The organism is Sodaliphilus sp., assembly GCF_045598405.1.
Lineage (GTDB): Bacteria > Bacteroidota > Bacteroidia > Bacteroidales > Muribaculaceae > Sodaliphilus > Sodaliphilus limicaballi.
This window is the reverse complement of record NZ_JAZLLZ010000095.1, coordinates 1-19,925: the sequence shown is the minus strand read 5'-3', so window position 1 is coordinate 19,925 and position 19,925 is coordinate 1. Positions and strand designations below refer to the sequence as shown.

13 protein-coding genes are annotated in these 19,925 nt (G+C 50.7%); 3 read left to right on the top strand and 10 right to left on the bottom strand.

Annotated elements, in window-relative coordinates; translation table 11 throughout:
• Positions 1-592 precede the first annotated feature (592 nt).
• Both ACKI3C_RS07205 and ACKI3C_RS07200 read left to right on the top strand, forming a co-directional pair.
• Positions 593-1,786, top strand: coding sequence for a THUMP-like domain-containing protein (locus tag ACKI3C_RS07205; protein WP_407403520.1), 1,194 nt, complete (start codon positions 593-595; stop codon positions 1,784-1,786).
• 65 nt (positions 1,787-1,851) lie between these two features.
• A complete protein-coding gene (locus ACKI3C_RS07200) occupies positions 1,852-2,625 on the top strand; it encodes a polysaccharide deacetylase family protein (protein WP_407403518.1) in 774 nt (257 codons plus the stop codon).
• Between the two features lie 289 nt (positions 2,626-2,914).
• On the opposite strand, the gene ACKI3C_RS07195 is transcribed toward ACKI3C_RS07200, so the two are convergent.
• The 7 genes from ACKI3C_RS07195 to ACKI3C_RS07165 form a co-directional block, all read right to left on the bottom strand.
• Positions 2,915-5,407: a M6 family metalloprotease domain-containing protein gene (locus ACKI3C_RS07195; protein WP_407403516.1), complete on the bottom strand. Its 2,493-nt coding sequence runs from the start codon at positions 5,405-5,407 to the stop codon at positions 2,915-2,917.
• Between the two features lie 166 nt (positions 5,408-5,573).
• Positions 5,574-8,075 (bottom strand): M6 family metalloprotease domain-containing protein, encoded by a 2,502-nt coding sequence (locus tag ACKI3C_RS07190; protein ID WP_407403514.1) that lies wholly within the window; start codon positions 8,073-8,075, stop codon positions 5,574-5,576.
• Between the two features lie 175 nt (positions 8,076-8,250).
• Complete coding sequence (locus ACKI3C_RS07185) at positions 8,251-9,756, bottom strand: glycoside hydrolase family 10 protein (protein WP_407403512.1); 1,506 nt, start codon at positions 9,754-9,756, stop codon at positions 8,251-8,253.
• A gap of 18 nt (positions 9,757-9,774) precedes the next feature.
• Positions 9,775-10,389, bottom strand: coding sequence for an HD domain-containing protein (locus tag ACKI3C_RS07180; protein WP_407403510.1), 615 nt, complete (start codon positions 10,387-10,389; stop codon positions 9,775-9,777).
• Between the two features lie 5 nt (positions 10,390-10,394).
• A complete protein-coding gene (lpxB, locus tag ACKI3C_RS07175) occupies positions 10,395-11,537 on the bottom strand; it encodes a lipid-A-disaccharide synthase (protein ID WP_407403508.1) in 1,143 nt (380 codons plus the stop codon).
• A gap of 42 nt (positions 11,538-11,579) precedes the next feature.
• A complete protein-coding gene (locus tag ACKI3C_RS07170; protein ID WP_407403506.1) occupies positions 11,580-12,977 on the bottom strand; it encodes a hypothetical protein in 1,398 nt (465 codons plus the stop codon).
• Between the two features lie 172 nt (positions 12,978-13,149).
• Positions 13,150-13,701 carry a hypothetical protein gene (locus ACKI3C_RS07165; RefSeq protein WP_407403505.1) on the bottom strand — a complete coding sequence of 184 codons (552 nt, stop codon included), beginning with the start codon at positions 13,699-13,701 and terminating at the stop codon, positions 13,150-13,152.
• A gap of 113 nt (positions 13,702-13,814) precedes the next feature.
• Here ACKI3C_RS07165 and rpiB point away from each other — a divergent pair, with 113 nt between their 5' ends.
• Positions 13,815-14,273, top strand: a complete 459-nt coding sequence (gene rpiB, locus ACKI3C_RS07160) for a ribose 5-phosphate isomerase B (protein ID WP_407403503.1) — start codon at positions 13,815-13,817, stop codon at positions 14,271-14,273.
• Positions 14,274-14,693: 420 nt separating this feature from the next.
• Here the strand turns inward: rpiB and ACKI3C_RS07155 are convergent, their stop codons facing one another.
• From ACKI3C_RS07155 to ACKI3C_RS07145, 3 genes are read right to left on the bottom strand one after another with little or no spacing between them, the layout of a single operon-like run.
• Positions 14,694-15,554, bottom strand: coding sequence for a PrsW family intramembrane metalloprotease (locus ACKI3C_RS07155; protein WP_407403501.1), 861 nt, complete (start codon positions 15,552-15,554; stop codon positions 14,694-14,696).
• A 24-nt stretch (positions 15,555-15,578) separates the two neighbouring features.
• On the bottom strand, positions 15,579-16,892 hold the full coding sequence (locus ACKI3C_RS07150) for a UDP-glucose dehydrogenase family protein (protein ID WP_407403500.1): 1,314 nt from the start codon (positions 16,890-16,892) through the stop codon (positions 15,579-15,581).
• Positions 16,889-19,345: a polysaccharide biosynthesis tyrosine autokinase gene (locus tag ACKI3C_RS07145; RefSeq protein ID WP_407403498.1), complete on the bottom strand. Its 2,457-nt coding sequence runs from the start codon at positions 19,343-19,345 to the stop codon at positions 16,889-16,891. Before ACKI3C_RS07145 ends, ACKI3C_RS07150 begins: the two co-directional genes overlap by 4 nt.
• Positions 19,346-19,925 lie beyond the last annotated feature (580 nt).

Sequence of the window (19,925 nt, the reverse complement as noted above, 5' to 3'; positions counted from 1 at the left end):
TAATTTGGTTTGTGTGTCAATAGACCACAGGGCAGATTATCGCTAGGTATGGGATAAGTTTCTCGCATATGTGCGACCCCTTCGAGGTCGATATGCTATATGTCCTGTCCCGACGGTCTGCGACCATCGGTTACGATGCAATGTGACGACTCCGTCGTCAATTACCCACTGGAAAATCTGTATTACCCACCGGAAAAAATATGCAAATGCACGCTGGAAAAAATGTGTATTGTTTCTCGCGTATGTGCGACCCCTTCGAGGTCGATATGCTATATGTCCTGTCCCGACGGTCTGCGACCATCGGTTACGATGCAATGTGACGACTCCGTCGTCAATTACCCACTGGAAAAATCTGTATTACCCACCGGAAAAAATATGCAAATGCCCTCCGGAAAAAATGTGTATTACTCACCGGAAAAAATATGCAAATGCACTCCGGAAAAAATGTGTATTACCCACTGTAAAAATCTGTTGATCCCTATTTTTTGCACTTCTTTTTTGAATGTAGGGATTTATAAATTAATTTATGATAATTCATGTAGTGTATTTCGCCAAAAAGCAGTATCTTTGAGAATGGTTTAGAGTAACTGACATGAGAACGAAGGATTTTAATGATATATTGGAGTTTGGCAGGGAGCATCGTGGTGAGGACGTGCGGGCATTGGCGCTGAAGGCACGTGCTGCCTCGGGCGTTGACCTGACGATGGGTCTGCAACAGGTGGCAGGGCATCGCATAGCGGTGGACAAGCTGCCGCTGTGGGCCGCTAACGACGGGATCGTTTATGGACCGCAGTTGAGCATGGAGCAATGCTCATCGCAGTGGACTGCCGAGTACAAGGCTCGCCTGGTGGAGGGCAATAGCCTTGTGGATTTGACAGGCGGGTTGGGCGTGGACTTCTCGTTCATGGCAGCGGGGCTCGGGCATGCGACCTACGTTGAACGTCAGGAGAATCTGTGCGAGATAGCGCGCCACAACTTCGAGGTGCTGGGCCTGAAGGCACTGGTGGTGAACGGCGACGGCGTGGAGCATCTGCAAGAGATGGCGGCAGTGGATACAATCTACATCGACCCTGCCCGCCGCGACAAGGCTGGCAACCGTGTGTTTGCCTTGAGCGACTGCACACCCGACGTGTCGGCACTGGCACCATTGATGCTTGAGAAGGCGATGACCGTGATCATCAAACTGTCGCCCATGCTTGACCATCGTGCAGCGGTGAGCGTGTTGCCCTGCGTGCAACAGGTTCACATCGTGAGTTCCCGCGGCGAGTGCAAGGAACTGCTGCTGGTGCTCAAACGCGGCTACACAGGTGGTGTGACGGTGCACTGCGTGAACGACAGCGAGACGATGGAGTTTACTCTGGGCAGCGAAAATGTGACTGCCCCCAGCTTTGCACTTGAAGAACATGAGAACGCGGGGGGTGATGATGCTCTCTACATGTATGAGCCCAATGCGTCGATAATGAAAGCCGGGGCTTACAATCTGCTGGCTGTTAGGCTGGGACTGACGGTGATGAGCGTCGATAGCCATGTGCTTGCGGGTGTTCGCTTGGTGGAAGATTTCCCGGGCCGTGTGATGGCGGTGGAAGCCGTGGGCACGATGAACAAGAAGGACTTGAAGTCGCTGATGGCGGGCGTGGAGCGTGCCAACGTGGCTGTGCGTAATTTCCCGCTGCGTGCTCCTGAACTGGCTCGTCGTCTCAAGGTGAAAGACGGGGGCGATATTTTCATCATGGGCACGACAACTGCCACGGGCAAGCACATCTTGCTGAAGATGAGACGTGTGTAATCGTCTCCCTTGTGAAAGGATATATTATTATTCTAGATTTTCTAGATAATCTATAAATATTGGATATGAGGTTATTAACTATAATAATTGCTATGCTGGCTTGGGCTTGGGCTGCTGGCCAGGTGGTGGACACTTGCGGTGTTGTGCGTCAGTGGGATAGCCGTGGCAAGGTGGTGCGTCTTGTTGTGACGGGGCATTTCAGTGTTGATGACGACGGCTATACCGAGAATTTTGATGGTGTGGAAGCGTTGCTTAACACGCTGCGCCGCAAGGGTGTCAAGGCTGCGTTTTTCCCCACTGCAATCACGCTGGCCCAGCCACGATATGAAGCGAGCGTGAGACGTATCATCGATGACGGGCATTACCTCTCGGCTCACTCCTATGCCCACCTGCTGCTGTGCGACACTGCCGGGCGCACTCTGGTGACACGCGACTCGGTGGTGGCCGACCTGCGGCTGCAAGAGAAGCAGTTGGAGCGTTTCGGGCTCACGAAAGAACAGTATCGCTGGATGATTCCGCCATATGAGACGTGCAACCGTGAGACGGCAGGATTTTACTTTGACGAGGGTTATTCGCTGTTGAGTCCCACCGATGGGATTTTCACGGGCCAGGACTGGACACGTCCGGGCACAAAGGGCTACTGGAGCGCTAGGCGTATAATTGACCAGCTGTGGGAATATGAGAGCAAGCACTCGCTCGATGGGGTGATACTGCTCATTCACGCGATGGACTACCCGTGGCGCAAGCCCGAGGACAGGCCCTATAACTATCTGGGCGAGATCATCGACACGCTGCGCAGCAAGGGGTATGTATTTGACGATGCGCTCGTTCCGTGGTAACTATAAAGCAATAACTTTTTTGAGGACCTCTCCGCGCGGATCTCACGGATAACAAGGATTTTTTTTACTCAACTTTAGCATGTGAAACCATTTGAGCCTCACCTATTTGCTCCGATTAGCGTCCTGCTGGACGCATTTCTGCGGTTTACCTATACCCCCACCGCCACTTCGTTCGGCGGTGGGGGTTATTTAGGTATTGTCCTACTGGACAATAAATTAGCATCATTTATTATAAAAGATAAAGTTGAATTAGTAACAATTATATTAACATGCGAAACTCTTGTATTAGTTATTTCATGACTAATTTGATGGTTTCGTTGATGTCGATGATATCTACTGTGCCGTCGCCATCGACATCGGCACGGCCGTTATATGCCGAAGCGTCTTCTCTGTCCAGGACAATGTTGATGAGAATGTTGACGTCTTTGATGTCAACAACACCGTCACCGTTGACGTCGCCCTTGATGCCCGTTTCTCCGCTTGTGATGACAGTGATGGCATTAGACCATGCGCTCTCGTCGCCGTCGTAGATGGCCTTAACAACATACTTGTACTCGGTGTCGGGGGTGAGGCCGGTGAGTTTGTAGCTTGTAGCGGTGATTCCAGTTACAGTGATTTCGCCACTGGGCTTGCGGTCCTCGCTTGCAATGCGTGCGGGAGCACAGAGCATGCTGCTTGCGTCGCCGCTATAAACCTCGATGCCGGTGATGACGACACGTTTGCCCTGGATAGCCGAGAGGGTGAGTTGTTGTGCGGCATCCTGAACGCAGTCGAGTGTCACAACGAAAGTTTGCTCGGTTGAAGATTCCACGGTGACTTTCTCCGATGCGTCGCCCACCTTGATGGTGAGAGAACAGTTGGTGTCGGAATTATAGCATTTGGCCTTAACCATGACAGTGGTCTTGCCGTTGCTGCCAGTGAGGTCGAGGGCAGGGCTGGTGATGCTGCCAGCGTTCTTGCCCGAGCTCAATCGCACGCCGCCGGGCTCGATATACATGGCAGAACCAGTCCAGCCGGGGTTGTCCAAGTAGGTATCGAGTTTGATGTTAGAGGTGACAGTCTCTTTGCACTTGGCAAATGTCTCGGTGAGAATCACCTCGGCGTCGCCCTTGGGAGTGACCTTGAGCGTGTAGCTAACGGCATCCTCGCATGCGCTCCAATTAGCAGTAAATCCATCGCCGCTCACAGCAGTAGCCTCGGCAGCCACGGGAGTGGGGAGGGGCTGCTCAATGTAGGTGAAGCTGACTGTGCCATCGCTGTTCTTTGTGATCTGGGTGATGGGTTTGTCGAGCTTGGCGCTAGAATTGTAGAGAGTGGCTGCGGGAGTGGAAGTGGCTGTGAGCTCATTGTGGCCGTTGTAGGGGAAGAGATCGCCCTCCTGGTCCTCCTCGTTGATGTAGTAATATCCCATGTCATAATCCAGCTTGAGGCTGTTGTCGGCGGGGATGATGGTCATACCCTGTGCATTGCTGTTGTTTACAGTGTTTTCTAGCCATGTTGTGGCGTTGTAGTTGACGTGGGTCACCTGTAATCCCGAAGCAAATGCATGCTTGTTCCAACCAGTCTGCTGGATGTTCTCGATGATGTAGTACTCGTTGGGGTTGTTGCTAGTGATTTTGTAGGCCTCGCCGCCGTCCTGCACCGTCTTGGTGGTGTAGCGGGTGCCCTCTTTGGGGTCGGTGTAGTCAAACCAACCCATGAAGTTGCGCTCGTAGGCAGTGTAGCCGCAGGGAGTGTAGCCGTCGTTGTTGTAGCTACCATTGTCGAGCAATGACCAACTGCCCATGCCGAAGTGCTTGCCATACTCGGTGTCGTAGAAGTCGGGCAGGTCAAGGCAGTGCGAGAACTCATGGCAGAAGGTGCCTATTCCATCCAGTTTCTTCAGGTCGAAGCCGTTGACCTCGTTGAACACGGCAAACTTCGACACAGTGACACCATCCATTGTGAGGTCCTTGCCGAAGTCGCTATCAGAGAGTTCCCACTGGCAGGGCCAAACGGCGTTCTCGGCATCGCTGTCCCAGCTTGAAGCCTCGCCGTCGCCGGCATAGAGCACGATAACCACGTCGCACATGCCGTCGCCATCGTTGTCATACTTGGACCAATCGATAGTGCTGTCCATGCCCTGGCACGCCTCGCCCACCATGGTGCCCACGCGCCTGTCTTCGCCATAGTAGTCGTTGCCACCGTAGTAAGAGCGGTTGTTGGCGAGGTTATAGGGGCCGTAGATGTCGAATTGAGGTGTATATTTGCCAAACGACTGGTCAACGAAATACTGATACACGCTCACCTCGCCAGGGTTGCTGATTTGTTTCTTCCACGCATCCACGGGGTTGCTGCTGATGAATTTCTTGTCCTTGTAGTTGACAAGGATGACAGGGATGCGAGGCGACCCGGTCTGTGGCACCTGGCTAGCCTTGCGTGCCACAAGTGCTTTGCTGCGTCGCGCGCGCTGGGCAGTGGTGAAAAGAGATTTGAGCGAGAGGTTCTCGGTGTTGGCAGTGACGAATGCTTTCTCCTGCTCGCTGCGCTGTGAGGCGTCGTGAGCCACAACGGCGCTCATTCCTGCCGCGGTGCGGTAGTAGAAATTGCCATCGATGCCGCGGGCCACTGTGAGTCCCTCGTCGGTGGTGAAACTGTGGTGCCACTCGTCGCCAGCAAGGCGCAGGTGGATGGTTGTGCCGTCGGCTTGTTTTATGACGCGCACACCGGGTTTAGCAGGGACTGCAAGTGCAGTTGCCCAAGCGGTTAAGCAAATGATTGCTAATGCAAAAAATCGATTCATATTAATAGTATTAATTTTGTTCGCGCAAAGGTATGTTTTTTTTGCGAAACACGAAAATTGGTGGACGAAAAATAGATGAATCAAGCCGTAAAATAGACATACCTATAAAAAGCCTGCCTTGCTCAAAAAAGCAAGGCAGGCAGATGTAGTAATAAATTTGTGATTCTTAATTCAGCAATTTAGCGACAAGTGTGTTGATGTCGGTAATATCAACGGCGCCGTCGCCATTGACGTCGGCACGGTTGCCGTAAGCATCGGCTTTTTCATCGCCCAAAAGAACTTTCACGATGCAGTTGATGTCGGTCACATCGACAGAACCATCAGCGTTAACGTCGCCGGCTTCGGTTGTCTGCCCCTTTGCTGTGGTAGCAGCGACAGAATTAGACCATGCGCTCTCGTCGCCATATTGGTAGATAGCCTTCACCTTGTATTCATAGGTGCTCTCGGGGTTGAGACCAGTGACTTTGTAGCTGTTGGTTGTGATGCCAGTCACTGTGAGCACGTCGCCATTCTTGCTCTCGGCGGGAGCCTTGGCAGGAGCCTTGAGGGCATCACTTGCGTCACCGCTATAAACCTTAACGTCGTTGAGTATTACACGCTTGCTCTTGGCTGTGGTTGCAAATGTGATTGTCTGTGCTTCGGCTTTGTCGCAATCAAGAACTACGATGTATTGCTTCTCGGTGCTGTTAGGGATAGAAATGGTCTGAGAGCTTGACCCGATAGTGACCTTGAAATTGACGTTGGTGTCGGTATTGTAGGCCTTGGCATTGAACACAACGGTTGCCTTGCCACCGCTCTCGCTCAGGTCGAGATTTGAGTAAGTGAGAAGACCTGTGCCACTACCCGAGCCAAAACGCACTGCTTTGACATCGGGGAAAACATAGCTGTTGTTGGTCCAGCCAGAGTTGTCATACTTGGCTGTAGTGGTGCGGATGTAGGAGTTGCTTGAAGCGGTGTATTTGTCAAATGTCTCGTTGAGCACTTCATTAACAGCAACTTTGGGCTTAACCTCGAGAGTGTAGCTCACAGCGTCGTCGCAAGCCTCCCAGTTGGCAGTGAAGCCGCTTGCGGTGATGTCAGAAGCCTCGGTAGCACGGGGAGCGGGCGTTGCGCCAGCCACATAGTAGAAACTAACTGTGCCATCGCTGTTTTTGGTAATCTTGGTGATGGGCTTATTCAAGTTAGTCGATGAGTTATAGAGCGTAGCAGCGGGAGTAGAAGTAGCAGTGAGCTGGTCGTTGCCATTGTAGGGGTAAAGGTCTCCCTTCTGGTCATTGGTATCATTGAAATAGTAGCCACTAGAGTATGACATCTTGAGGCTGTTGTCGGCAGGAATGATGGTCATACCCTGGTCGTTGCTGTTGTTGACAGTGTTGTTATTCCACTTGGTGGCACTGTAATTAACATGAGTCACCTGCAAGCCCGATGACATCGCATAGGCATTCCACCCCTTCTTCTCAATATTCTCGATGATGTAGTACTCGTTGGCGTTGCTGCTGGTAATCTTATAAGCCTCGCCTCCATCCTGCACACAGTGGGTGGTATATTTGCGACCCTCTTGAGGATCAGACAAGTCCATCCATCCCATGAAGTTGCGCTCATAGGCAGTGTAACCACAAGGGGTGTAACCGTTATTATTATAGCTTCCACCTGCGAGGAGACTCCAATCACCCATACCGAAGTGGTTACTATAGTCGGTTACATAGAAGTCGGGCAAACCTAAGCAGTGAGAAAACTCGTGGCAAAAGGTTCCTATACCATCTATCGCGCTCAGGTTGCTGCCGTTGAGCTCGTTGAACACAGCAAACTTTGAGATTGTCTTGTTGTCGAGTGTGATATTGCGGCCATAATCGCTGCTGGCAAGTTCCCACTGGCAAGGCCACACTGCGTTGGCAGCATCACTGGCATAACTTGATGCCTCGCCGTCGCCCGCATAGAGCACGATAACCACGTCAACCACACCGTCGCCGTTGTTGTCATACTTGGTCCAGTCAACGCTGGTGGGCAATCCTTGACAAGCCTCAGCCACCATGCGGCCCACACCACGGTCGTTACCATAGGAATCATTGCCTCCATAGGTTGATCGGTTGTTGGCAAGGGTCACAGGGCCTAATATATCAAATTGGGGAGTATATTTGCCAAATGACTGGTCAACGAAGTACTGGTAAACACTCACCTCGTTGGGGTTGCTCACTTGACCTTCCCACACGGTCTTGGGGTCACTGCTGATGAATTTCTTGTCCTTGTAGTTTACAAGGATAACAGGAACGTGGGGCGAACCGATGTTTGGCACCTGAGTTGCTTTCATCGCCACGTTTGACTTGGCACGACGAGCACTCTGCTTGGGGGTAAATAATGACTCGAGCGTCATCTTGCTGGCATTAGCATTAATGAACGCTGCCTCGTCGCTTGTGCGCTGTGAAAGGTCGTGAGCCATAACGGAACTAACGCCGTCGGCTGTGCGATAATAGAAATCGCCATTATCACTGCGAGAAACTGTAAATCCCTCGGTAGTTAAATAACTGTGGTTCCACTCGTCACCAGTGAGGCGCACGTGGATGGTTGAGCCATCGCTCTGGGTGATTGCACGAACTCCTGGTTTAGCAGGAACAGCGTAGGCCGTACATGCTGCTAAACAGAGCATTACAACTGTGAAAATTTTCTTCATATATTGCTATTTTAAGTATTTTATTATGAAATAATATGCAAATTTAATAAAATTATTTCAAATTGCATCAATTTCATATCAAAAACTTACATGCTACAATCCACCTCTCTATAAAAAACTATAGATTCCTATAGATGACTATAGAAACCTATAGAATATATAGAATAGATAGTTGTTACTTTATAAATGCGGGTGTTGACTCGTTGTTGCAGCGGTCAACGGCTGTGACGGCATATTTCCACTTGGTCTTGTCCTTCTTTGCCACGGGGATTGTGAGCGTTGTCTCGCCAGTGATGGTGTAGATGGCGCTGCTATCGTCGAAGTTGAATTCCTCGGCTTCCTTGACGCGATAGACGACATAGCGCGCAGCCTGCTGCAAGGGGTCGGTGGTGAGGGGTGCGGTCCAGGCAAGTGTCACTGCTGTCTTGTTCTTGGTGAGTTTGAGGTCAGCCACTTGAGCGGGTGCGATGCTGTCGATCCAAGTGTAGGGCTGTATGAGCGCAGGAGTAGCTTGGTGAGTGGTAGCGAGCGAGTCCATAACGCCCTTGTAGTTGTTGGTAATGCTGTAGGCAGGCCACCAGCATGGTCCCTGCACGTGCTCAAGTTCGCGCATGAGTCGCACCTTGTGGTCGAGCTGTGTGGGGTTGAGCGTGTCGCCCTTGTCCTCGGCGATGTCGCGGTGTGACATCACGTTGTTGACACTCTGGCCGTAGTACATGTGGCGGCCGTTGGCACGATTGTTCCACCAGTAAGACAGTTTGAGGTCGCTTGCTGCCTTGTGCTCGAGTTCCCAGTAGAGTTGCGGCACCATGTAGTCAACCCATCCCATGGCAGTCCAGCGGGGGCAGTCGGCATAGAGAGCGTCGTAGCATTGCAGTCCGTTGGTGTCACTGCCATTGACGTCGTTCTTCTTATTGCGCCAGATGCCGAAGGGGCTGATGCCCAGGCGTACCCAGGGCTTAATTTCCATGAGAGAGTTGTGGAGTTGCTCGATGAGTCGGTCCACGTTGTTGCGGCGCCAGTCGCCACGGTCCCAGCCCAGTCCATACTTGTTGTAGGAAGCATCGTCGGGGAAGTCAACGCCGGTGACAGGGTAGGGGTAGAAGTAGTCGTCCATGTGGATGGCATCTACGTCGTAGCGGGTGACGATGTCGCGCACCACCTTGTCGATGAAGTTGCGGCACTCAGGCAGACCGGGGTCAAAGTATATCTTGCCGTCGGCATATTTGAGGAACCACTCGGGGTGCTCATAGTAAACGTGTCCCTGTGGCAGTTGCTCGTCCTTGGCCGAGGTGACGCGATAGGGGTTGATCCATGCGTGGAGTTCCATGCCACGCTTGTGCGACTCGTCGATCATGAATTGCAAGGGATCCCACATGGGTTCGGGAGCCTTGCCTGTTTCTCCTGTCATCCAATGGCTCCAGGGCTCGAGTGAACTAGGATATCCGGCATCGGCTTGCGGGCGAATCTGCCAGATGATGGCGTTGCAGCCCGCCTGCTGCAGCTTGTTGAGTTGGTCAACGAGATAGTCGCGGGTTTGTGCCGGAGTCATCTCGGCATACTGCTTCTGACCAATAATGTGCATCCATGCACCGCGAAATTCACGCTTGGGATTGCCGGCAAGGGCACTCACTGCGACTAGTGCAGCAAGCATGGGCAATAAAATTCTTGTAATTTTCATATTCGTTAATTTTTAGTTTTAGGTTATCTGGTTGTAAATGTAAAGGTAGCGTTCGCGCAGTTGCTGCGGCTGGTGTAGGAGTTGGCGAAACTCGGCTAGGCGTTGGGCGTTGGGGCTCTCGGGAATCCACAGTTTGAGGTATCCGCCTTCGTCATATTTCTCTGCCATGTGTTCGAGGAAACGCTGGTACTGTTCCTGCTCGGTCATGCCGGGATAGTGGGCCTGTGTGAACTGGATAGTGCGGCGAATGATGGTGTCGCCGTCGATCTGGCGGTCGCTCTCTGCAATGATGCGGCCGTAGATAGTGCGGGGCTCGTGGTCGCTCGATGCACGGTGGTCCTCGGCGGCATCGGCCATGACGTCGATTTGCTCAGCGGTGAACCAGTGCAGCAATCGCTTGTCGTCGCGCATGATGCGTGCGCTCGCCGTGTGGTGGGTCTTGCGTCCCTCGCACAGTCCTACGTCGTGATAGGCTGCGGCGACCATGAGCATGTCTTTATCTACCTGGGGATAATATTGTGCCAGGCGCTGGCTCTCAGCAATCACATATCGAGCATGGTCGCAACGATGACCAGCATCAAAACTCTCATATTGTGGAATTATCTCTTGTTCCAGGAATTGTTGTAGTGTCATCTTTTTCAGTTGTTAGCAATGTCGCTTAGAATTAATCGGGCGGCGGTGTCGCAGCAATCGTTGGTGCCCAAGCGTGACGACATGCGGTGGTAGCCGTCGAGCATTGCTTTGCGTTCAGGGCTGTCGGCAAGCAGTGCGGAGAGGTGGGAGTGGATGGTGTCCTCGGTGCATTGATGAAGCAACAGCTCGGGAATCACGGGTTCGTCGGTAATGAGGTTGGGCAGTGTCACATATTTGCCCTTGAGCAGGCAGCGGTAGAACTTGTATATCCACTTGCTTCCGTTCATGCGGTAGCACGCCACCTGCGGTGTGCCCAGCATGGCAGTCTCGAGAGTCGCGGTGCCGCTAGTCACCAGAGCCGCGCGTGAGTGATGCACGAGCGCCCACGTCTGGTTCTCTACGAGCAACGCCTGTGAACCTAACCGGTCGAGCCACTGGTAGTAAAGATTGGGATCGGTCGATGGTGCTGCGGCAATTACCGCCTGATAGTCGTTGTGACGTGCGGCAGCAGCAAGCATTGTGGGCAAGTTGTCATTGATTTCCTTGATGCGCGAGCCCGGAACCACTGCGATGATTTCCTTGTCGGGGTCAAGTCCGTTCAGGCGCTTGAACTCCTGCGTGCTTGTCATCTTGCCTATTGCTTCGTTGATTTCGCCCACGGTGGGGTTGCCCACATAAGTAGCGTCATAATTGTGCTTTTTATAGAAATCCACCTCAAAGGGCAGGATGCAGTGCATGTGGTCTACATATTTCTTGATATCCTTGACGCGCCACTCCTTCCACACCCACACCTTGGGCGAGATGAAGTAGTGCACCTTGATGCCGTGCTTGTGGGCATACTTGGCAATTTTGAGGTTGAACGATGGATAATCGACGAGAATGACGGCGTCGGGCTGGATGCGGTCTATGGCTCTCTTGGCCGTGTCCATGAATCCCAGGATAGAACGCAGATGCTTTGCCACCTCGACGAACCCCATGTAGGCCATGTCGCGGTAGTGTATGATGGGCATCTTGCCGGCAGCCTGTGCCATTAAGTTTCCTCCCAAGAAATCAAATTCGGCTTTGGGGTCAATCGCTTTGAGGGATTTCATCAAATGCGATGCATGAAGGTCCCCCGATGCCTCCCCTGCAATCAAAAAATATTTCATATTTAAGAGTTTAGGAACGGGCTGTCGCCCTTTAAGCAAAGCTTACTTCTCCTCTGGTTCTACATAGACGTAGGCGCCGATGGATGGGGCGGCTTCGGCGTAGCGGTCTTGGCCGTATCGGTCGTAGCGTGCTTTGTCGGGGGTGAGTGACTTGTCGCCACGGGCTATCGCATCGCTCTCGGGCTTGAGGCGATAGTCGAAAATGTATTTGTCGCGCACGGTGTAGAACTTGGGATCACCCTTCCACACGATGTTGATGAAGTTGTAGTCATCAGTACCGTCGGACTTGAGCAAGCAGTTGCGCAGATATATTTCTGTGCCAGTGAGGTCGCCGGCGTTGATGTCGCTGGTGAGACCGTAGAAGATGCAGTTGTCGATGTCGGCCTTGATCTCTGGGTAGTTGCCATCGATGTTGAAGACGTTGAGCAATGGTTCCTCTACAATCTTGAACAAGTAGTAGTTGGCAATCGTGCAGTGAGCCAGATGAGTCTTTCCACCCATGAGATTCACGACACCATCGGCAGCGTCGGCAAGTTCGGTGCCGAATGCTGTCACTCCTGCATTCCAGGCAGTGAGTATGGAACCGCTGCTGTTGTGCAAGCGGCAGTTGAGCATGTAAAGCGTTTCGCGTGAGGGATTGCTCGAATTGATCTGCACTCCAAACTCGCTTCCACCCATGTCAACAAATTCCCAGTGGTTGTTGTAGCTGCCCTCGCCGAACAACACGCCTCCCCATTGTCCAGACATGATGTCGAAGTCAATGTCGCTCACCACGTTGTCGAGACGGTCGCCACGCAGCGTGATGGGTTTGTCCTGTGTGCCCACCGCGGTCATTGTGCCATACACTTTGAGGGCACCGCCCTTGTGGAACAAGAGAGTGGTTCCTGCCTCGAGGTTGAGGTTGACGCCCGGGGCAACAACCAGCGTGTCATAGACGAGGTAAGGGCGCTTGGCATAGAGCTGCGTGTCGGTGTAGATGGTGTCGCCCACGAAGCGTATCACATCCTGTCCCCACGCGTTGAGCACAACCTTCTGGGTGACGCCATTAGTCTCAAACTCAATGTAGTCATTGTATTCCTTTGGTGCATCGGCTTTTTGCTCGTTGATAAACCCTTCGACAAACACATAGATGCTGTCCTCTCCACGAACCTCAATGTCGTGGAACTCTCGTCCTTTCATGCCATCGACATTGATATAGAACTTGGCATCGCTCACACCTCCCACCTTGATAGACGAGATATTGAGTTGCTTCTTGTTTTTGTTATACACCACAAACTGCTTGGTAGTGGTGCCCTGGGCGGTAATGACAGTGTCGAACGTCACAGTATCGACCGAGAATGACAGCACGTCGTTAGGAGAATAAGTGAAATCATCACTTATACAACTTGTAATAATAAACAGCGACAGTGCCACCAATATTGTGTACAGAATATGTTTCATACTATAATTGATATATATATACCTTATTATTGTAAAGGTGGGCTATAAGCGCAATACCTGCTATCAGCCCAGGTAAGCAGGCAAAAAAGCTTCCACGCCCTGCAAGGGCAAAATGAATTGTTACCCTGCCTAAACCGTTTTTACAACACCTTCGTGATCGCTCTTTGTGAGACTATTCATCGACAACAACCCATGAAAGGCTATGGAGAACCTTGTCCATGTGGGCTACATAGTTTACACCAGCCACAACTGCAATAACAAAGCACAATGGTGTTTCGGGGACCTCCATGGCACCAACAGCAGCTCCGCCACCATTCTCATAGGTGTCAATAATCATACTGCCTTCCAGATTTTCATTCTCGAGTTCAACAGTAACTGCCTTATTCAGATCAATTGACGCATTATCAGCGAGTGACTTAATAGACCCAGCCAGAACATCCTCAGGAACTTCATCGCTATTAGCCGCAATTGCTGTCACTACAAACTCACCATCGGGAGTACCGATAATCAAAGCCTCATAATTGTCCTGTTGCACCTGTGCATTGGCAGGTACCATGCAAGTAAAACCAGTTACACGGCTTGTATATACCACTAGCTCCTGAGCACTTGCCTGAGCCACAGCAATCATCGCCACAAAGGCCACAAAAGCACTTGCTAAAATTCTTTTCATAATTCTACTAAATTTTGCATTTATTATTTTGTTTAATTCTCTAGGTTTAATCATATATACTTTATTATTAAACGAAAATAATGCTCGTTTATTTTTTACACCTTAGTATTTTTTCTTCTCGCAGGTTTTGACTACCTTTGCACTCGCTAATAATAAACCTCTAGAATATGAACAATCTTATACTACAAGAAGGCAAGCCCGTGGCACTGTGCAGTGACCATGCCGGCTGGGCCACCAAACAGGCCGTAATGGCATACCTTGATGAACAAGGCATAGAATATAAAGACTTCGGAACCTATAACGAAGACAGTTGCGACTATCCCGACTTTGCCCACCCATGTGCGCTGGCAGTGGAAAGCGGCGAGTGCTATCCCGGCATCGCTGTGTGCGGCAGCGGCGAGGGCATAAACATTACTCTCAACAAGCACCAGGGCATACGCTCGGCACTGTGCTGGATACCAGAGATTGCCCGACTGGCACGCATGCACAACAATGCCAACGTGCTAGCCATGCCAGGCCGATTTGTAAGCAATGAGGAGGCTATCGAGATGGTGAAGACGTTCCTGGGCACACCCTTTGAGGGCGGACGCCACCAGAACCGCATCGACAAGATTCCGGTGAAGTAAATGCCGGCAAAATAAAAAGATTAGGCACCGAAGAATTGCAGACTTTCTTCGGTGCCTATTATTTTTCATTAGTGTCCGGTAAAAAAAGAAAATATTTTTTATTATGTTTTTATTGCTTCGCATAGAAAATGGCTTGCTCGGCAAGCAAAATATAATTACCTGATAGATAGAATATTTTTATTTTGTGGACTGAGTCCACCATTTTAAGGGAGGTTCGCTAGTCGCGGCACGGGCTTTGCCCACTTACCGCGGCTCACTCCCTTGAGCACGGTTCTTGGCGCGAGCCATAAACTTAAAGAAAATCTTTTCTTTTTTCCTACACAACCAAGCCCCCCCTTCTGACAATGGAATATATATGACGGTGTTTGAGGATGTTGTGACTAATGTTGTGACTTTTAGCGGGCACTAATAATTATTTTTTCATTCCCCTTGCTGCGAATCATCGTCTTGCTCTGGCAATGGTGGAGGCAGTTGCGTGGGCAGGGGTGGCACTGCAGGAGGGGTAGCAGGCGGTGTCATGGGATAAACTGGCACAGGAGGCGGTGCCATGGGCGGCATTGCCATGGGTGTGGCAACTGCGGGCATCTTGGGGGTGCGAAGCACGGAGATGCGCCAGTTGACAAGTGCAAACACTGCGATCGAGTAAACGATACAAAGCAGGAAGGTAAACAAAAACACCACGTCGCCCAGGTTTTCACCCACCATGAGAAGCGAGTCGTAGATGCCATGCATGGTGATGGGGACAGCAAGTGCCAACACATAATTCATCACGCGACGCCTAGGGGAGCCAAACCATGCCATTGCAAAGAAATACCCCATTGCCAGCGCGTCGCTGAAATGCCCTGGCACTGCGAGGAATGCACGAGCAATACCCATGCCCAAAATCTCGCCCAGGTCTTCACCGCCGGCGAGATACATGATGTTTTCTACACCAGCAAATCCAAGTCCCACGCACGAGGCATAAACGATGCCGTCAAACGGCTCGTCGAAGGACTTCATCCTGAACACCAGGAGAAACAGCATTGTGAACTTGGCAATTTCCTCGGGTATAGCTGCTCCTATAAACGCATCGTAGAACCCTGCGAACACAGTCCCGGGTTCGACCTCGGGCAAGAAAAAAGTCATGATCAGGGTCAACGGAATCGACAGTGTTCCAAAGAACAGACCAAGCAGCAAGTTGCCTATGGGTTCGGGTTGTATCCGGTCTCGATAGTAAATATAGAGCATCAGCAAAAAAGCGGGAGTAAGCGCGATGCCCAAAACTAGTAGAACTATGAACATAGAGTTGTTGTGTAATTATGTTTGTTACCTGCCTATGCAGTGGTAGGTAAATCCATGAGCCTTGAGCTCTTCGGCATCAAGAATGTTGCGTCCGTCGAGAATGAGCTTCTCGTTCATGGTTCGCTCCAGCACGTCGAGGCTGGGCATGCGGAACTCTTTCCACTCGGTCACCAGCATGATAGCATGTGCTCCTGCCGAAGCCTCATACATGTCGCGGCAGTAGGTCACCGCATCGCCAAGTCGCCTGCGGCACTCGTCCATGGCTACGGGGTCATAGACGCGCACTGTAGCGCCAGCTTTGATAATGAGGTCGATGAGCACAAGTGCAGGAGCCTCGCGCATGTCGTCGGTCTCGGGTTTGAATGCCAGTCCCCACAGCGCGATTGTCTTGCCTTGCAGGTTGTCGCCAAGGTGGGCAGTGAGTTTGTTGAATAGTATTGACTTTTGGGCATCGTTTACCTCTTCCACAGCCTTGAGCACACGCATGCTGTAGCCAAGGTCGTCGGCGGTCTTGATGAGAGCCTTCACATCCTTGGGAAAGCAGCTGCCGCCGTAGCCGCAGCCGGCATATAGGAATTTCTTTCCGATGCGGGTGTCGCTGCCTATTCCCTTGCGCACCATGTTCACGTCGGCGCCCACGAGTTCGCACAGGTTGGCGATGTCGTTCATGAAACTGATGCGGGTGGCAAGCATAGAGTTTGCTGCATATTTGATCATCTCGGCACTTGGGATGTCGGTGAAGATGAGGCGGTCGCTCACTATCATGAACGGCTTGTATAGTCGTGCCATGAGTGCTCGTGCACGCTCGCTCTCCACGCCCACAACCACTCGGTCGGGACTCATGAAGTCCTTGACGGCCGCTCCTTCCTTGAGAAACTCCGGGTTGCTAGCCACGTCAAACTCTACATTCATGCAGCGCTTGTCGAGTTCTTCCTGGATTGTTGCCTTAATCTTGGCCGCAGTACCCACGGGCACAGTGCTCTTGGTGACGATGACGGTGTATTTGTTGAGGTTTTGGCCTATAGTGCGCGCCACGGCGAGCACATATTTGAGGTCGGCGCTGCCGTCTTCGTCGGGCGGTGTGCCCACGGCGGTAAACACGATATCGACATTGTCGAGCACCTCGGCCAGGCTAGTGGTGAAGTGCAGACGTCCGCAGCGAGAGTTCTTGTGGACAAGAGTCTCGAGTCCAGGCTCGTAGATAGGAATGACACCCTGCTTGAGACGTTCGATCTTGCTGGCATCAACATCGACACATGTCACATCGATGCCCATCTCGCTGAAGCAAGTGCCGCTCACGAGACCCACATAGCCGGTTCCAACTATTGCGATGTTCATTTCTTACCTGTTACTTTTTTGGCAAGACGCTTGATCTTTCCTTCATCCTCTTCTTCGTCATCGCCATAACCGTAACTGCCATAGCCATAGCCGTAGTTTCCGTAGCCATAGCCATAGCCGTAACCATAACCATAAGAACCATAGCCATAGTTCTTCTTGTCGAGCTTGACGTCGTTGATGAGAATTGAGAGGTTCTTAATCTTGTTGTCAAGATGCAATTTCTCAAGATCGTTGAGGTATCGCTTGTCAACCTTGCCAGCTCTAATGACATAGATGGTCATATCTACATGGCGGTTTACCAGACCAGCATCGGCAATAACGTTGAACGGAACAGTGTCAAGAATAACATAGTCATATTTCTTCTTGAGTTCGTCAATCATGTGTGCAAAGCGGTCAGAGAGGAGCAAGTGTGTGGGGTTAGGGGGAATAGCACCGATGCTCACAACGTCCAAATTGTCATGGAACTTGCTCTTACAGATGATCTCGTTAATGTCTGACTCCATACCTGAGAGATAAGAGCTAACGCCCTTGCCATTGTTATCGACACCAACATATTCGCTGAAACGTCCCTTGCGCAGGTCAAGGTCAACAGCAACAACCTTCTTGCCAGAGAAAGCATAACTCAATGCAAGATTGACTGCTACGAAACTCTTACCCTCGCCAGGCATTGTAGATGTGAATTGGATTACCGAACCTTCATTATCAGTTGGTTTGACAATATAATCAAGATTAGCCCTGACGATGTGTAAAGCTTCGCTGATGCGGTCATGGCTGTCCTCTTTAACGACAATCTGCTTGTCGGCTTGTTTCTTGCTCTTGCAAGGCACTTCTCCGACGATGGGAACATCAATTGAGTCTTCAACATCGTGACGACTGTGGATATTGGTGTCGAGCGAGAATATCCAGAATATCACATAAAGAATAGCTGCGGGCAAAAGGAGACCGACGAGAAGACCTGCGAGCATAATGCGTGAAGGAATTGGAGCGATGGGAGCACTTCCATTTGCACGCTCGATAACCTTTGCGTTAGGCTCGGTGATGGCGAGTTGCAGAGCGTTCTCTTCGCGCTTGTTGAGCAAGTACATGTAGAGTTGCTCCTTGATTTTCTGCTGGCGAGTCACCTCGGTGATTGCCTTCTCCTGCGACGGAACTGCCACGATGCCGCCGCGTGCCATGCCTTCCTGTGCGCGTGCTTGTGTTTGCTGCATGTGCAATGAGTTGATGTAGTTGTTGAGACCTCGCATGATGTTTTGACGCTGTGTTGTCAATGTGCGAGTCAACTCAATCATCACGGGGTTTTCTTCGCTAGAAGTTGCAGCAATCTTTTGGTATCGGAGCATCGACTCGTTGTACTGGGAAATCTGGCTCTCGATACCAGTGTTGGCAATACCTGTGTTACTGGGGATGAGTTCATTGCCCGACATGCGTGACAGGTAGTCCTGGATATAACCTGCCAGGCTAACTTGCATGTCAATGCTAGCGGCATTGTCGGCATACTGGCGGCCTGTGCTTGCATCGGCAAAGATTGCCGAGTTGGCTGCACTGGTTTTGAGGACTGCTACTTGATTATCGACACCGCTAAGGTCTTGTGACAGAGCTTCTACGCGATCGGCGATAAATGCCTCTGTACTACGTGCAACGATGTTTTTATCATTTATACCCTCTTGGTTGTAAGTCGCGATGATTGCATTGAGAATGTCGGCACATTCATCCGAGTTGTCCCATTTGAGTGATAAGTTCATTGCATCACTTATCTTATCGGCTTGCTCGGCTGCGAAGTTTCCTTTGATGCGTTTAGCCAGCGCGCGGGGAACATAGACGCGAGCTATAACTTTGTAATCGATATAGTTGTCGGCAAAGTTCTTATTCTTGGTGATTGCTATAGGGCCATATTTTGTGTTGACCTTGTTGCCAAAGTGCGCTTTTACCCAGGGTCCGTTGTTGTCGACTTGGAACTCAAAGTCGTTGGTTGTCTTGGGGACAACGGTAATCGTGAATGATTCAGTTACTTCCTTGAGAGGAGTGACTTGAACAGGTGTGTTGTGATAGATGTTGACATCGCGCAGGAACACGTGACCATAGTACTGCACGTTGTTGCCTAATGACATAACTACCTTCTCAAACAAGTCGGTTGACTTCATTTTGTAGATCTCATTGGGGATGAAATTATTTCCCGATATGAGTCCAAGGTCACTGAATGCCTGCGACTGCGTGCCTTGGTTGCTGTCCTTGGTCTTGAGCATAATCAATGCACGAGACTCGTAGGTGAATGTTTGAGTTTTGCTGTAGAGGTAAGACAAACACCCGCAAAGGATTAGTGAGAGCAAGAACCAGTACCAGTTGCGTAGGCATGCCATCAAGTAGGCACGAATGGGAATAGTCGTTGTTAATGACTGATTTTTTTTAACCGCGCCTTCGTTAGCGGTATTAATATCATTTATAGCCTGTTGCATTATTTTAGTTGTTTAAATTTTGCAATTTGTTTTTTTTACATTATTATCCAATGTGCAAAGTTACTATTTTTTTGTGAAAAACTTGTTTTTTGGACATAATTTATTTATTTAGTCGCAGATATTTTTGCAAATTGCGGTTATGACATGGCTATATATACTCAACTTTAGCATGTAAAATCTTTTGAGTTTCACCGATTTGTTCCGATTAGCGTCCTGCTGGACGCATCCATTTACAGACGCTATACCCCCACCGCCACTACGTCGGTAGAGGTTCGGCAATCGCGGCACGGGCCGCTGCTCACTCTGCCGAGCTCGCTACGCTCGGTTATCAACTCAATTTTAGCATATGGAACCATCTGAATTTCACCTATTTGCTCCGATTAGCGTCCTACTGGACGCATCTGCTTGTTGATACTATACCCCCACCGCCACTACGTTGGGCGGTGGGGGTTATTCAGGTATTGTCCTGCCGGACAACAAATTAGCAGCAATTGCTATAAAAGCTAAAGTTGAGTTATCAATAGTCGCACAAAGTGCGACCACGCTCCTTTGGCGCGTTGAATACTTTATTCATATGCAA

Excerpts from the sequence above, each read along its gene's own strand:
- ACKI3C_RS07185 (WP_407403512.1), bottom strand. The coding sequence starts at position 9,756 with ATGAAAATTACAAGAATTTTATTGCCCATGCTTGCTGCACTAGTCGCA.
- ACKI3C_RS07170 (WP_407403506.1), bottom strand. The coding sequence starts at position 12,977 with ATGAAACATATTCTGTACACAATATTGGTGGCACTGTCGCTGTTTATT.
- ACKI3C_RS07165 (WP_407403505.1), bottom strand. The coding sequence starts at position 13,701 with ATGATTAAACCTAGAGAATTAAACAAAATAATAAATGCAAAATTTAGT.
- ACKI3C_RS07195 (WP_407403516.1), bottom strand. The coding sequence starts at position 5,407 with ATGAATCGATTTTTTGCATTAGCAATCATTTGCTTAACCGCTTGGGCA.
- ACKI3C_RS07180 (WP_407403510.1), bottom strand. The coding sequence starts at position 10,389 with ATGACACTACAACAATTCCTGGAACAAGAGATAATTCCACAATATGAG.
- ACKI3C_RS07205 (WP_407403520.1), top strand. The coding sequence starts at position 593 with ATGAGAACGAAGGATTTTAATGATATATTGGAGTTTGGCAGGGAGCAT.
- ACKI3C_RS07200 (WP_407403518.1), top strand. The coding sequence starts at position 1,852 with ATGAGGTTATTAACTATAATAATTGCTATGCTGGCTTGGGCTTGGGCT.
- ACKI3C_RS07190 (WP_407403514.1), bottom strand. The coding sequence starts at position 8,075 with ATGAAGAAAATTTTCACAGTTGTAATGCTCTGTTTAGCAGCATGTACG.
- lpxB (WP_407403508.1), bottom strand. The coding sequence starts at position 11,537 with ATGAAATATTTTTTGATTGCAGGGGAGGCATCGGGGGACCTTCATGCA.
- ACKI3C_RS07145 (WP_407403498.1), bottom strand. The coding sequence starts at position 19,345 with ATGCAACAGGCTATAAATGATATTAATACCGCTAACGAAGGCGCGGTT.
- ACKI3C_RS07150 (WP_407403500.1), bottom strand. The coding sequence starts at position 16,892 with ATGAACATCGCAATAGTTGGAACCGGCTATGTGGGTCTCGTGAGCGGC.
- ACKI3C_RS07155 (WP_407403501.1), bottom strand. The coding sequence starts at position 15,554 with ATGTTCATAGTTCTACTAGTTTTGGGCATCGCGCTTACTCCCGCTTTT.
- rpiB (WP_407403503.1), top strand. The coding sequence starts at position 13,815 with ATGAACAATCTTATACTACAAGAAGGCAAGCCCGTGGCACTGTGCAGT.